This window comes from Solibacillus sp. FSL H8-0538, assembly GCF_038003525.1.
Taxonomy (GTDB): domain Bacteria; phylum Bacillota; class Bacilli; order Bacillales_A; family Planococcaceae; genus JBBOPI01.
The window spans coordinates 228770-241896 of record NZ_JBBOPI010000001.1; the positions used below are offsets into that span (position 1 = coordinate 228770).

General features: G+C 40.7%; 16 protein-coding genes. 15 read left to right on the forward strand and 1 reads right to left on the reverse strand.

The features are described 5' to 3' along the window. Positions 1–17 precede the first annotated feature (17 nt). From MHH87_RS01035 to MHH87_RS01075, 9 genes are all read left to right on the forward strand, one after another. On the forward strand, positions 18–1238 hold the full coding sequence (locus tag MHH87_RS01035) for an NRAMP family divalent metal transporter (RefSeq protein ID WP_445683066.1): 1221 nt from the start codon (positions 18–20) through the stop codon (positions 1236–1238). A gap of 16 nt (positions 1239–1254) precedes the next feature. Next, positions 1255–2040, forward strand: a complete 786-nt coding sequence (locus tag MHH87_RS01040) for a putative hydro-lyase (RefSeq protein ID WP_340747496.1) — start codon at positions 1255–1257, stop codon at positions 2038–2040. A 232-nt stretch (positions 2041–2272) separates the two neighbouring features. Further along, positions 2273–3934, forward strand: coding sequence for a urocanate hydratase (hutU, locus tag MHH87_RS01045; protein ID WP_340747497.1), 1662 nt, complete (start codon positions 2273–2275; stop codon positions 3932–3934). 5 nt (positions 3935–3939) lie between these two features. Beyond that, positions 3940–5208 (forward strand): imidazolonepropionase, encoded by a 1269-nt coding sequence (hutI, locus tag MHH87_RS01050; protein WP_340747498.1) that lies wholly within the window; start codon positions 3940–3942, stop codon positions 5206–5208. Further along, a complete protein-coding gene (locus MHH87_RS01055; RefSeq protein WP_340747499.1) occupies positions 5205–6170 on the forward strand; it encodes an agmatinase family protein in 966 nt (321 codons plus the stop codon). The genes hutI and MHH87_RS01055 overlap by 4 nt, the downstream gene beginning before the upstream one ends. 108 nt (positions 6171–6278) lie before the next feature. Further along, complete coding sequence (locus MHH87_RS01060) at positions 6279–7037, forward strand: hypothetical protein (protein WP_340747500.1); 759 nt, start codon at positions 6279–6281, stop codon at positions 7035–7037. Between the two features lie 136 nt (positions 7038–7173). Next, positions 7174–7842 carry a response regulator transcription factor gene (locus MHH87_RS01065; RefSeq protein ID WP_340747501.1) on the forward strand — a complete coding sequence of 223 codons (669 nt, stop codon included), beginning with the start codon at positions 7174–7176 and terminating at the stop codon, positions 7840–7842. Next, positions 7839–9233 (forward strand): sensor histidine kinase, encoded by a 1395-nt coding sequence (locus MHH87_RS01070; RefSeq protein ID WP_340747502.1) that lies wholly within the window; start codon positions 7839–7841, stop codon positions 9231–9233. Before MHH87_RS01065 ends, MHH87_RS01070 begins: the two co-directional genes overlap by 4 nt. Before the next feature lie 58 nt (positions 9234–9291). Then, complete coding sequence (locus MHH87_RS01075; protein ID WP_340747503.1) at positions 9292–9687, forward strand: hypothetical protein; 396 nt, start codon at positions 9292–9294, stop codon at positions 9685–9687. A gap of 403 nt (positions 9688–10090) precedes the next feature. Here MHH87_RS01075 and MHH87_RS01080 read toward each other — a convergent pair whose 3' ends face one another. After that, on the reverse strand, positions 10091–10459 hold the full coding sequence (locus MHH87_RS01080; RefSeq protein ID WP_340747504.1) for a rhodanese-like domain-containing protein: 369 nt from the start codon (positions 10457–10459) through the stop codon (positions 10091–10093). Positions 10460–10567: 108 nt separating this feature from the next. Here MHH87_RS01080 and MHH87_RS01085 point away from each other — a divergent pair, with 108 nt between their 5' ends. Genes MHH87_RS01085 through MHH87_RS01110 form a run of 6 tightly spaced genes read left to right on the forward strand, consistent with a single transcriptional unit; the run spans position 10568 to position 13062 of the window. After that, a complete protein-coding gene (locus MHH87_RS01085; RefSeq protein WP_340747505.1) occupies positions 10568–10828 on the forward strand; it encodes a metal-sensitive transcriptional regulator in 261 nt (86 codons plus the stop codon). A 60-nt stretch (positions 10829–10888) separates the two neighbouring features. Beyond that, a complete protein-coding gene (locus MHH87_RS01090; protein ID WP_340747506.1) occupies positions 10889–11365 on the forward strand; it encodes a DsrE/DsrF/DrsH-like family protein in 477 nt (158 codons plus the stop codon). Between the two features lie 10 nt (positions 11366–11375). Next, complete coding sequence (locus MHH87_RS01095) at positions 11376–11717, forward strand: rhodanese-like domain-containing protein (protein ID WP_340747507.1); 342 nt, start codon at positions 11376–11378, stop codon at positions 11715–11717. 14 nt (positions 11718–11731) lie between these two features. Then, positions 11732–12028 carry a rhodanese-like domain-containing protein gene (locus MHH87_RS01100; protein WP_340747508.1) on the forward strand — a complete coding sequence of 99 codons (297 nt, stop codon included), beginning with the start codon at positions 11732–11734 and terminating at the stop codon, positions 12026–12028. Between the two features lie 52 nt (positions 12029–12080). Continuing rightward, complete coding sequence (locus MHH87_RS01105; RefSeq protein WP_340747509.1) at positions 12081–12641, forward strand: sulfurtransferase TusA family protein; 561 nt, start codon at positions 12081–12083, stop codon at positions 12639–12641. Positions 12642–12666: 25 nt separating this feature from the next. Continuing rightward, the gene (locus MHH87_RS01110) at positions 12667–13062 is read left to right on the forward strand and encodes a DsrE/DsrF/DrsH-like family protein (protein ID WP_340747510.1); all 396 of its coding nucleotides are present in this window, start codon (positions 12667–12669) and stop codon (positions 13060–13062) included. Positions 13063–13127: the final 65 nt, after the last annotated feature.

Consider the following 13127-nt stretch of genomic DNA (forward strand, 5'->3'; position numbering starts at 1 on the left):
CAAGGGGGCATCTTAGAATGGCAGAAGTGAATATGAACAAACAAAAGAAGAGTAATAAAGGGAGAACAAGTGCGTTATTAGGTGCAGCATTCCTAATGGCTACCTCTTCAATTGGTCCAGGATTTTTAACACAAACGACGGTATTTACAAGCCAATTAATGGCAAGTATGGGCTTTGTTATTTTAATCTCCATCATTTTAGATATCGTGGCACAAATGAATGTATGGCGTGTTATCGGGGTTTCGGGTTTGCGCGGTCAGGAAATTGCAAATAAAGTATTTCCAGGTCTTGGCTATGTATTAGCGTTCCTAATTGTTTGTGGAGGATTAGCATTCAACATAGGGAACGTAGCAGGTGCAGGTCTCGGATTAAATACGATGCTCGGCATTGATCCAATTTACGGTGCGATTGTCAGTGCAGCTTTCGCAATTTTCATTTTCTTATTCAAAGAAGCAAGTAAAGTAATGGACCGCGTAGCACAAATTGCTGGGTTCGTTATGATTTTCTTAATGCTTTATGTAGCGTTCACAACAGCACCACCAGTAGGTGAAGCAATTAAACGTACAGTTTGGCCAGAAGAAATCGGATTATTAGCAATTGTTACATTAGTTGGGGGCACAGTAGGTGGTTACATTACCTTTGCAGGTGGTCACCGCTTGGTAGATGCAGGTATTACAGGGATGGAAAATTTACGTCAAATTACGATTAGTTCTGTTTCGGGAATTTTAATTACTGGCGTTATGCGTGTTGCGTTGTTCTTAGCGGTATTAGGAGTTGTATCGAAGGGTTTAACACTAGACCCATCAAATCCAGCTGCATCCGTATTCCAATTAGCTGTTGGTGACATAGGGTATCGAATTTTCGGTGTTATCATGTGGGCAGCAGCTATTACATCTGTTGTTGGCGCTGCGTATACATCGGTATCATTCATTCGCTCATTCCACCCAAAAATCGAGAAGTATCATAACTGGATTACGATTACATTTATCGTCATTTCAACAGTGGTTTTCACGACAATTGGTCAACCAGTGACAACACTAATTATCGTAGGTGCGTTAAACGCAATGATCTTACCGCTTGCGTTAACAATCATGCTAATTGGTGCACATAAAACAAATATCGTTGGTACAGTGTACAAGCATCCAAAAATTTTAACGATTACAGGTGTCATCGTAGTTGTTGTTATGGGTATTTTATGTGTACGTACGGTCTTCACAAATATTTCATCACTGTTCTAATTGAAGGAGGAATAGCATGAACTACGAAAATATGTCACCTAAAGAGCTTCGACAAGCAATCCGTGATGAAATTATCCAATCGCCAACAGCGGGGATGTCAAAAGGTCACACGCAGGCGAACTTAGCAATTTTACCAAAAGAAGATGCGTTTGATTTTTTATTATTTTGTCAGCGCAATCAAAAACCTTGCCCGCTTGTCGATGTACTTGAGCCAGGACAATTTGAAAGCAGTATTGCTCAAGGTTCTGATATTCGAACAGATATCCCAAAATATCGTATTTACAAAAATGGTGAATTTATTGAAGAAGTAAACGATATTACAGCGTACTGGCAAGATGATTTTGTCAGCTTCTTAATTGGCTGTAGTTTCACATTCGAAACGCCCTTATTAGAAAATGGTATTCCAATTCGTCATATTGAAGAAGGATGCAATGTCCCAATGTATAAAACATCGATTGAAACAACACCTGCTGGTAAGTTTTCTGGACCGCTTGTAGTCAGCATGCGTCCTATGACAGCAGAGGATGCGATTCGAGCGGTACAAATTACATCGCGCTATCCGGGTGTACACGGTGCACCGGTTCATATTGGTGACCCTGCACTAATCGGTATTCAAGATGTGCATAAGCCTGATTTTGGGGATGCCGTGACGATTAAAGATGGTGAAGTTCCTGTTTTCTGGGCATGTGGAGTAACACCGCAAGCAGTTGCTATGCAAAGTAAGCCGGCCATTATGATTACACACGCACCGGGACATATGTTTGTCAGTGATCAAAAGGATATTCAATTAAGCGTATTATAAATATGTTGTCTAAAAAAAACCTGTACCGCAAAATTGCGTTGCAGGTTTTTTTTGTGGATATGAAAGTATATCCTTCCCAACTAGATAAGTAAGGACATCAACTCGCCCTGTTATGGGCGAGTTGTGTCTTGTAATCTCTAAAATTAGTCGTAAATACATAAATTTACTATAATAAACGTAATAATTCTTTTTTTAGAAAAAAGATTATTCAAGAGGAAAAGGAGAGGGTCACATGGTTTTTAAAACAAATATTAAAGCACCAACAGGCAATAAACTTACGTGTAAAGGGTGGACACAGGAAGCTGCTATGCGTATGTTGATGAATAATTTAGACCCAGAAGTTGCAGAAAATCCAGATGAGCTTGTGGTATACGGCGGCATTGGCAAAGCAGCGCGTAACTGGGAAAGCTATGAAAAAATTATTGAAACGTTGAAAGTGCTAGAAAACGATGAAACAATGCTTGTGCAATCCGGTAAGCCGGTTGCTGTATTCCGCACACATGAACATGCACCGCGCATCCTCATTGCGAACTCCAACTTAGTACCAGCCTGGGCAAATTGGGACCATTTCTATGAATTAGAAGAACGCAATTTAATGATGTACGGTCAAATGACAGCGGGTAGCTGGATTTATATTGGCGCACAAGGCATTTTACAAGGGACATATTTAAGCTTTGTGGAAGCAGGGAAAAAAGTGTTCGGCTCACCAGACTTACGCGGCAAATTTATTTTAACTGGTGGTATGGGTGGTATGAGTGGTGCGCAGCCTCTTGCAGGAAAAATGGCCGGTGCGGTTATCCTTGTTGTGGAAGTAGACCGTGCGAAAATTGAACGCAAAATGAACGAAGGCTATTGTGATTATGTGTGTGACACTGTGGACGAGGCAATGGAGCTTGTCAATAAACTAACAGCAGCAAAAGAACCCGCATCAATTGGGGTTGTTGGCAACTGTGCGGACGTCAACCGCGAGCTGTTAAACCGCGGAATTACTCCAGATTTCGTGACAGACCAAACGAGTGCGCATGACCCGGTTAACGGCTATATTCCAAATGGCATGACACTTTCAGAAGCACTAGATTTGCGAAAATCAGATGTGAAAACATATGAGCGTCGTGCAAAAGAAACGATGGCTGAGCATGTGGGTACAATGCTAGAGTTCCAAGAGCGTGGAGCTGAAGTGTTCGATTACGGCAATAATATACGTGCTTATGCAAAAGAAATGGGCGTAGAAAATGCCTTTGATTTCCCGGGCTTTGTTCCAGCGTATATCCGACCATTATTCTGCGAGGGGAAAGGACCATTCCGCTGGGCAGCACTATCGGGGGACCCGGAGGATATTTATAAAACAGACGCACTAGCAAAGGAAATGTTTGCAGAAGATGTGAGTCTAGTAAACTGGATCGATATGGCGCAAAAAATGGTGAAGTGGCAAGGCTTACCGGCGCGTATTTGCTGGCTTGGCTACGGTGACCGTCACCGCTTTGCACATAAAGTTAACGAAATGGTTGCAAGCGGCCAACTAAAAGCACCCATCGTATTCGGGCGTGACCATTTAGATTCAGGCTCTGTTGCGTCACCAAATCGCGAAACAGAGGGCATGATGGATGGCTCGGATGCAGTATCAGATTGGCCATTACTCAATGCATTAGTCAATACGGCAGGCGGAGCGAGCTGGGTCAGTATTCATCACGGGGGCGGTGTCGGCATAGGATTCTCGCAGCATTCAGGTCAAGTTCTCGTTGCGGATGGCACACAGCTGGCGGCAGATAAAATTAATCGCGTCCTTATTTCAGATCCAGGGCTTGGCGTTGTTCGTCATGCGGATGCTGGCTATGATATTGCAATCCGCACAGCAAAAGAAAAAGGCGTTCATATGCCGATGCTAAAAGGATGAGTGCGATGACAATTTTAATTATTAACGCAAATGAAATCATTACGCTTAAAAGTGAAGTGAAAGGTCCGCGTATAAAAGAAGCGATGAGTGAGCTAGCCATTCTGAAGGGTGTGAGCGTTCTTTTAGAAGGTGACCGCATTGCCAGGATAGCTCCACTTGCAGACATTGAAGCGGAATGCCCAGAGTTAGTTGAACAGGCACAGGTCATTGATGCGACGGGTAAAATTGTGATGCCAGGGCTTGTTGATTGTCATACGCATTTAGTGCACGGCGGGACGCGGGAGCATGAGTTGAACATGCGCTTATCTGGTTTAACGTATATGGAAATTATGAACGCGGGTGGCGGCATTCACTACACCACAACGAAAACCCGCGAGGCGAGCTATGAAAAGCTGTACGAGAAAACATATGCGCATTTGAACGATTTTCTGCGCTACGGTGTGACAACAGTCGAAGCAAAATCCGGCTACGGCCTAGATTGGCAAACAGAGCGCAAGCAGCTAGAGGTGGCCAAAACTTTGCATAAAAATCATCACGTTGATATTGTTTCTACGTTTATGGGCGCTCATGCCGTTCCGAAAGAATACAAAGACAATGAAGATGCATTCGTGGATTTAGTTGTGGAGGAAATGTTGCCTAAAGTGGCGGAGCTAGGTCTTGCTGAATTTAATGATGTATTTTGTGAGCACGGCGTTTTTACACCGGAACAGTCGCGCCGCATTTTAGTTGCAGGCAAAAGACTTGGTTTAACACCCAAAATTCATGCAGATGAAATTGAGCCGTATGAAGGGGCAGAGTTAGCTGTAGAAGTGGGTGCTATTTCTGCAGAGCATTTACTTGTGGCATCTGATAAGGGCATTAAAGCAATGGCGAAAGCTGGAACAATTGCTGTGTTACTACCAGGAACCGCTTTCTTTTTACGCGCACCGTTTGCAAGAGGCCGTTTAATGGTCGATTCAGGCGTGCCTGTTGCCGTTTCAACGGACTTTAACCCAGGATCTTCGCCGACAATTAGCGTACCGTTCATACAAAATTTAGCGTGCATGAATATGGGCATGACAATGGAAGAAGTACTATGTGCCACAACAATTAATGCCGCTTACGCAATTAACCGCGGCGACGAAATTGGTTCGCTTGAGGTAGGGAAAAAAGCAGATATTCTTCTATTAAATGTACCGAACTATAAGCAACTGCAATATTTTTACGGCATGAATCATACAGACACCGTCATTAAAGCAGGCAAAGTTGTCGTGAGAGGTGGCATATTACTATGAGTGATTTTCTCGTAAAGCCTGCTACAACCTGGAACCGCGTGGAAGGGCAAGATCTAAAAGTGAAGGACTGGATTGTGCCAAGCTGGGAAGTGTCTGCGGCAACATGGGACGTGGTCATTACCGGCGTCCCACTTTCTCGTTCATCGATTAGTGCATCGGCCGCTTCGGAATTCCCGGAAGCATTTAGACGTAGTTGGTCGCTGTTTTCAACTTATTATTTTGATGAACATGTGGATTTCCGCTCACTTCGTGTAGCCGATTTAGGTGATGTGAAAATGCACGGTACCGATATTGTTCGATGCCATGCCAATATTGAAGCCGCCATGGTGGACGTGCTAAAGGCGCATCCCGATAGCTGTTATGTCAGTATTGGCGGCGATCATTCGATTACAGCGCCGGTTATTCGCGCGTTAGCTATGGAAACGGGTAAGCGTATCGGAATTTTGCAATTTGATACCCATTTAGATTTACGAGACGTCCAGGAGCATGGCCCGTCAAACGGCACGCCGATTCGTCAGCTTCTGGATGGGGGCATTGTGCGCGGTGAGGACGTGTACAACATTGGACTTCATGGTTTTTATAACGCACCAACCCTCATTGAGGCAGCGCGTCATTATGGAGTGAATATGATTTCATTGAAAGAATGTCGCCGCAATGGTGCAACGCGGCAAATTGCCGATGTAATGGCAGCGCTAGGTGAAAAAGTAGATTTTGTTTATGTCACAGTGGATATGGATGTGCTCGACATCGCATATGCACCGGGCGTTCCGGCATCCACTCCAGGCGGTATGCGCACCGATGAATTATTTGATCTTTTATTTGAGGTCGGCAAGTACGACTTTGTGCGCGCGGTGGACTTTGTGTGCATCGACCCACACCGAGATACTCAGGCGCAGACGACCGTAAAAGCCGTAACATACGCGTTTTTAACGATGATGGTTTCGAGGTATATACACTTATAATGAGGAAAGCTGCTGAATAATATTTTCAGTAGCTTTTTTTGTTGTGTTGATATAGTTTACTAATTCCTGCACAATTAATTAAAAGTATAGAGATTGGGGATACTCAAAATGGATCCATCAACACTAATTACAATGTTTTTCTTGGGGATTTTATTACTTATTATCCTTGCGATTGTATCGTATATATTTCGAAAGAATAAAAGAATCGCATTCAGTAGTGCAGCTTTTCTAGGTACTACCTACATACTTTTCTTTGCGTTACAGCCGATTGTTGAACGGCATGAACATGCAAATCGCTATGACACCTTAACGAGTTATTTGCAAAAAACATACCCCACATTGGAGTTTGAAATCCAGTCTAAAACATTAGAAGAAGGAATGTACCCATACGAATATTTCGTTTACGCAAACGATTATCGTTATCGTGGAGAAATATTTCGGGTTGATAGCGACGGAATAATCCATCAAAACTCTTACACGACGGAAAGTTATGCTGGCTATGATGAATTAGACACCCTTATCCAAATGCATGCAGCGAGTGAACCGTTTGATTATCTTTTAAACGTACCTGAATATAAACGAATCGCCTCTTATGAACAGGATGATTTTATTGCTTATGCGGTGGAAATGAATGGTGAAATAATGCTTTGGATAGTTGAAATTATCGACGGTCAATACTTTTTAGCGCAGGGCCTTACTGCGGATAATGGCAACAACTACATCAAAACGACTGTATCCACGAATCACGCCACACGGTATTCCGTTTTGTTGACTTTACCAGGTTTTGATGAAAATTCGTGGCAACAAGATTACGAAGCGGATCTTAATTTCACCCAACCGCCACCAAGTATATATGTTGTGGAATAAATATTCATTCTTATTGCAAATAACGTTGGAAATCAATTTCTCTCTACCTTAATGAAGCTCTAGTTATGTTTACTTTTCTTTTTCCTTTCTGTTGGTATAGGCTTATGAATAGATATTTAGGGAGTAGGTGATTTTTATGCGAACGATTTTAGTTGTCGATGATGATCTTCATATTTTGGAGTTAGTACGCTTACATTTAGTTTCTTGGAGTTATAAGGTGTTGACCGCAAATTCTGGTAAAGTGGCCTTAGCATTAATGGATGAGTCGATTGATTTAGCAATCGTGGATATGATGATGCCGGAATTAGATGGCTTGCAATTAACAACGGAATTAAAATCAGAGTGGGATTTACCGGTATTAATGCTGACGGCTAAAGGGGAATTAGATGATAAGCGAGAAGGGTTTATGGTAGGTGTTGATGATTACGTTGTAAAGCCGTTTGAACCTGAGGAGCTGTTATTTCGTGTACAGGCGATTTTGAGACGGTATGATAAACCAACAGAGCTGAAGATTGAGGTGGGAGATTTAAAGATTGATCGGAAAACGATGCAAATTGTTAAAGGTCAGATGAAATTACTTCTACCATTAAAGGAGTTTGAGTTACTCGCGATATTAGGGTCAAGACCAGGACAGGTTTTCGAACGAGGTTATTTAATGGAACAAGTATGGGGGTTTGAATATGAAAGGGATGAGACACTTAATACACATATTAAGCGTGTTCGAGAGCGTCTCTCTGCTTTACAGTCATCTGTTCAAATTCAAACAGTACGCGGGGTAGGATATCGATTAGAGGTTAAAGTATGAAAATAAAATCCTCTTTATATATAAAATATATTGTTGTTGCATTGTTTATCATGTTAATCAGCTCGATTATTGGATTTTTAGCAACGAATATGTATTACCATCGTATTGTGAAAGAGCAAAATGATTTAAAAAATGTCTCTATTGTAAGTGAAATGGCAGATTATATTACAAATCATTCGGAGCTCAATTTGCAGGAGCATCTAACAATGCTGGGGGATATGGGGTATCAGATCTATATAGTGAGTGAAAATGGGGATTCCAGTTTTTATGGTGGCGATTTTCGTTTAAAAGAGTTAGATAACCAAATAATTGAAGGTGTACTAGCTGGCGAGATTTTTCATGGTATGAGGGATTATCCAAGGCAGCTCTTTATTACAGGTTTTTTTGCGAATGATTTGCAAAACACAGCAGGAGTTTCTTTTTCATTTAAAGGTGTTCAATATGCGATGTTTATTCGACCGAATATTAGTTTCTTGTTTAGTGAAGCGCACATCCTCCTTGGAGGGGTTACGGTATTAGTGGCGATTATTAGTCTGCTTGCAATTTTAGTATCTGCATGGTATTTAGTTCGTCCGATTAAGGCATTAATAGTGGGGACTACTCGTATTGCTGCTGAAGACTATGATATAAGTATTCAAGTTAATCGTTCAGATGAGCTGGGTGCACTGGCGCATAGCTTTAATAAGATGGCGAAGCAACTTCAGGTGAATGAAGAGATACGTAAAACCTTTATTCGAAATGTGTCACATGATTTCCAATCTCCTTTACAAAATATTAGCGGATATGCATCTTTATTAAAAAATGAAAAGCTAGATATAGCCAGTCGTGAGCACTATGCTTCGATCATTGAAATTGAAACATTACGTTTATCTAGTTTAACAAAGCAACTATTATTATTAACTTCGCTCGATCAGTCGGCTACGCATGTCAAAAAGCAACCTGTCGTACTAAATGAGCAAATAGAAAACGCTGTCATGAAATACCAGTGGCTTCTTGAAAAAGAGGAGATTTCGATATGGCTTGATTTAGATGACATATCGGTTATGGGAGATGAGACGTTATTAGAGAATGTATGGGAAAACCTATTGACGAATGCCGTTAAATATAATAAAACTGGTGGCGAAATTCGATTATCCATTAAAACGAAACAAGATTATGTTGAAATAGTATTTGAGGATACTGGAATTGGGATTGCTGAAGAAGATTTATTACATGTATTTGAGCGATTTTATCGAGTAGATGCATCGCGTGCGACAAAAGGTACAGGGTTAGGTTTATCCATTGTAAAAGAAATTGTTACGCTTCATCATGGAGACGTACAAATAACAAGTAGACTTGGTCAGGGAACAAAAGTAATGGTGATGTTACCAAATTCGCCTCCCGTAGTTTAGATTGAGTTTAGATTTGTTTCATATACTGCCTTTATACAAAAGTATGGAGGTATTTTTTATGGAGAAAATTTGGAGTATTCGCCTTATTCGTTTGGCGGCTATCTTTGGTTTGTTAGGGGCAGTATTAGGTTCTGATATGTCGGGTTCAGGAAATTATCAATTTAAAGCAATTCACGCGCATATGTTAGTAGTTGGTTGGCTATCGGTATTTGCTTGGGGACTATTTTATAAAGTATATAAAGTAAAGATGAAAAAGCTTGTATCCTTCCATGGATGGACTGTTGTAATCGGCTCTATTGGTCTAACAGTGGGGATGCTTTTTTACAATATCAATCCATTTAACTTTAGTGAAGTAATAACACTTATTACGTTCATTGTCGGAGGCACTGTGTTACTGGTGAGCTTTGTGTTATTCATTGCCATCACGTTTTTATTAGAAAAGAGCGAGGCATAACGCGAATTGGTTGAAAGAGATAAAATTATGGCTAGGTAGTGTAGTTACCTAATTAGTTGTAACGAGTATTCAATTTGTTGTAGCGATCACATTAAAAGAACAAGCATCGTTAGTTACAAATATCAGTTTCCCACACAATGTACAATCAGTCGAAGGAGAGAAACTAGTTGGTATGTACTTCCCTTCAGATAAAGAAATACCTTTATTTGTCGTATTCTTCAAGGAGACGGCATGCATAAGACTAGTAGATTAAATTGATGTGATGCATTTCGGACTGGTGAAGCTTAAGCGTTTGGGCGAATTCATTTAACATCATTCTCTCAAAATATCCCTAAATTACTAGGCTTGATTCTACTTATTGTAGAGCCAAGCCTATTTTTATTTCCGATTAACTAAGTAAAGCCTAGTTAAAAGACAGCTCACCAGTCCAGGTTGACATACCTTCTGAAACATTCACAACTTTGTAGTCATTGGAGAAAAGGAGCGCGCTTGCTTGTTGGGAGCGATTACCGCTTTGGCAAATGACGAGATAAGGTTGTTCCTGATCGAGCTCGGTAAAATCAGTAGTCGTTAAGGAGGATAACGGTTTGTTTTGTGCGTTTGGAATATGACCTGCGTCAAATTCACTTGGCTCTCGCACATCTAACACAATATATCCTTGCTCTACGTAGTTTTCGATTTCACTAAGAGAAATCGTTTGAAAGGCTTCTTCCGATTGAGCGCAGCCCGTTAAAAATAGGAGTAGTGATAAAGCGATAATTAGGTTTTTCAAAAAAACACTTCCTTTCGAGATTTTTATGTTGACGTTTTACCCATGGGGGTATAATATGATGAGTGTAAGCAAGTTGTCAATGACTTGTGAATAAAGGAGTAAAAGAATATGAACTATGATGCAAAAGTGACGAATCGCTTAAAACGTATTGAGGGTCAACTACGTGCAGTCCTTCGCATGATGGAAGAAGATAAGGATTGTAAAGAGGTTATCACCCAGTTAAGCGCAATACGTTCAGGTGTCGATCGCACAATTGGTGTAATTGTAACAGACAATTTGCTCGAATGTATTAAAGAAGCAGATGGGGACGACCAGAAGATGAATCAAGTGGTTCAAGAAGCAATTAATTTAGTCGTGAAAAGTCGATAAGGCTTGCGACTATTTATTTTTAATTAAAATAATACCCATGCAGGTATAAAGGAGTTTGAAATGGAAAAGAAAAGAACAACGATTGTATTATTTAGTGGTGATTATGATAAGGCGATGGCAGCTTACATTATCGCAAATGGTGCAGCGGCATATGATCATGAGGTAACCATTTTTCATACGTTTTGGGGAATCAACGCATTACGTAAACAAGAGCAAGTACAAGTGAAAAAAGGCTTCCTAGAAAAAATGTTCGGTAAAATGATGCCTCGCGGTGCAGAACAGCTTGGCCTATCAAAAATGCAAATGATGGGCATGGGTCCGAAAATGATTAAGCATGTCATGAACAAGCATAATGCATTAACTTTAACACAGCTTATTGAAATGGCGCAGGAACAAGAAATTAAACTCGTTTCATGTACGATGACAATGGATTTACTTGGCCTTCAACAAGAAGAGTTACTAGACGGAGTTGAATACGCTGGCGTAGCTGCTTACTTAGCAGATGCGGAAAATGGTAACGTTAACTTATTCATATAAGGAGGACACTATGGAAACAGCAATCGTAATTGCGCTAGTCGCAGCATTCATCATTTGGCGCATGAAGCCATCAAAAGGAGTAAATCCTATTTCGACTGCACAACTAAAAAACGTTTTAAATGATAAAGATAAAGTATTTGTAGATGTTCGAACGCCAGGCGAATTCAAAGGGCGCAATATTAAGCAGTTTAAAAACATCCCCCTTGGCTCAGATTTTTCAAAGCTACCAAAGGATAAAGAAATTGTTGTTATTTGCCAAAGTGGTATGCGATCAAGTCAAGCGTGTAAACAATTAAAAAAATTGGGTTATGAAAAAGTGACAAATGTCCGTGGCGGCATGAGCGCGTATTAAAAGGAGAGAACATCATGAAGGAAGTTTCAACAACTGAAGTACAACAACGTCTTGAAAACGGCGAACAATTAAATTTAATTGATGTACGTGAAGTGGCTGAAGTGCAAGCGGGTCATATTCCAGGTATCACGAATATTCCACTAGGCTTAATCGAGTTCCGACTGCACGAATTAGATAAAAACAAACCATATACTATGGTTTGTCGCTCAGGCGGTCGTAGCGGTCAAGCAACAGCATTTCTACAAAGCCAAGGCTTCGACGCAACAAATATGGTTGGCGGTATGCTTGCTTGGGAAGGCGACGTACAGTAAGTCTATATTTTTTTGAATAAAATAATACCCTATACGGTATGGAGGTAAATACATGTTACAATCAGATGTTCAACTGGATGCAAAGGGGTTAGCTTGCCCGATGCCAATCGTGAAAACAAAAAAAGCAATGAATGACTTAGCAGATGGTCAAATTCTTGAAGTGCAAGCAACGGATAAAGGTTCAAAAGCAGATTTAGCTGCATGGGCAAGTACAGTGGGTCATCAATATATTGGCACAACAGAAGATGGGAATGTTCTATATCACTACATTCGTAAATGCGCGAATGATACACATGCGGAAAAAGTGTTTGAACAAACGATTGCTAATGAAGAAATTGCTGAACGCTTAGCGAAAGGTGGTTTACTTTTAGACGTTCGTGAAGCAGCAGAATTCGCTTTTGGTCATATTGAAGGTGCAAAATCGATTCCGATGGGTGATTTAGATGCACGGCTAGCAGAACTGAATAAAGAACAAGAAATCTATGTGGTTTGCCGCACAGGTAATCGTAGTGATTTAGCAGCACAAAAGCTAGCAAATGCTGGATTTACAAACATATATAACGTCCTACCCGGCATGACTGCATGGTCTGGCGAATTAACTAAACACGTATAATTTAAAACAATCGGAGGCAACAAGTATGTCTAATAAAGTAGCAATTATCGCAAGTAACGGTGGGGTATTTGACGCTTATAAAGTATTCAATATCGCAACGGCCGCAGCCGCTTCAGAAAAGGAAGTAGCAATCTTCTTCACATTTGAAGGCTTAAACTTAATTCACAAACAAGCAATGCAAGCATTACCAATGCCTGAAGGAAAAGAATTCATGGCTGAAGGTTTCGCGAAAGCAAACGTACCTGCAATTCCTCAATTAGTGGAAATGGCACAAGAATTAGGTGTGAAATTCATCGGTTGTCAAATGACAATGGACGTAATGGGCCTAACTACAGAGGATTTTGTAGATGGTATTGAAGTAGGTGGCGCTGTCACATTCTTGGAGTTTGCAAAAGATGCAGCGCCAACATTAACATTCTAATTTTTTTTCAAAATGTAAGTAAATGCAGTAGGAGAATTTCCTACTGCATAAAAAATCAAAAAAAT

Excerpts from the sequence above, each read along its gene's own strand:
- hutU (WP_340747497.1), top strand. The coding sequence starts at position 2,273 with ATGGTTTTTAAAACAAATATTAAAGCACCAACAGGCAATAAACTTACG.
- MHH87_RS01105 (WP_340747509.1), top strand. The coding sequence starts at position 12,081 with ATGTTACAATCAGATGTTCAACTGGATGCAAAGGGGTTAGCTTGCCCG.
- MHH87_RS01040 (WP_340747496.1), top strand. The coding sequence starts at position 1,255 with ATGAACTACGAAAATATGTCACCTAAAGAGCTTCGACAAGCAATCCGT.
- MHH87_RS01035 (WP_445683066.1), top strand. The coding sequence starts at position 18 with ATGGCAGAAGTGAATATGAACAAACAAAAGAAGAGTAATAAAGGGAGA.
- MHH87_RS01095 (WP_340747507.1), top strand. The coding sequence starts at position 11,376 with ATGGAAACAGCAATCGTAATTGCGCTAGTCGCAGCATTCATCATTTGG.
- MHH87_RS01085 (WP_340747505.1), top strand. The coding sequence starts at position 10,568 with ATGAACTATGATGCAAAAGTGACGAATCGCTTAAAACGTATTGAGGGT.
- MHH87_RS01055 (WP_340747499.1), top strand. The coding sequence starts at position 5,205 with ATGAGTGATTTTCTCGTAAAGCCTGCTACAACCTGGAACCGCGTGGAA.
- MHH87_RS01100 (WP_340747508.1), top strand. The coding sequence starts at position 11,732 with ATGAAGGAAGTTTCAACAACTGAAGTACAACAACGTCTTGAAAACGGC.
- hutI (WP_340747498.1), top strand. The coding sequence starts at position 3,940 with ATGACAATTTTAATTATTAACGCAAATGAAATCATTACGCTTAAAAGT.
- MHH87_RS01075 (WP_340747503.1), top strand. The coding sequence starts at position 9,292 with ATGGAGAAAATTTGGAGTATTCGCCTTATTCGTTTGGCGGCTATCTTT.
- MHH87_RS01060 (WP_340747500.1), top strand. The coding sequence starts at position 6,279 with ATGGATCCATCAACACTAATTACAATGTTTTTCTTGGGGATTTTATTA.
- MHH87_RS01110 (WP_340747510.1), top strand. The coding sequence starts at position 12,667 with ATGTCTAATAAAGTAGCAATTATCGCAAGTAACGGTGGGGTATTTGAC.
- MHH87_RS01070 (WP_340747502.1), top strand. The coding sequence starts at position 7,839 with ATGAAAATAAAATCCTCTTTATATATAAAATATATTGTTGTTGCATTG.
- MHH87_RS01065 (WP_340747501.1), top strand. The coding sequence starts at position 7,174 with ATGCGAACGATTTTAGTTGTCGATGATGATCTTCATATTTTGGAGTTA.
- MHH87_RS01090 (WP_340747506.1), top strand. The coding sequence starts at position 10,889 with ATGGAAAAGAAAAGAACAACGATTGTATTATTTAGTGGTGATTATGAT.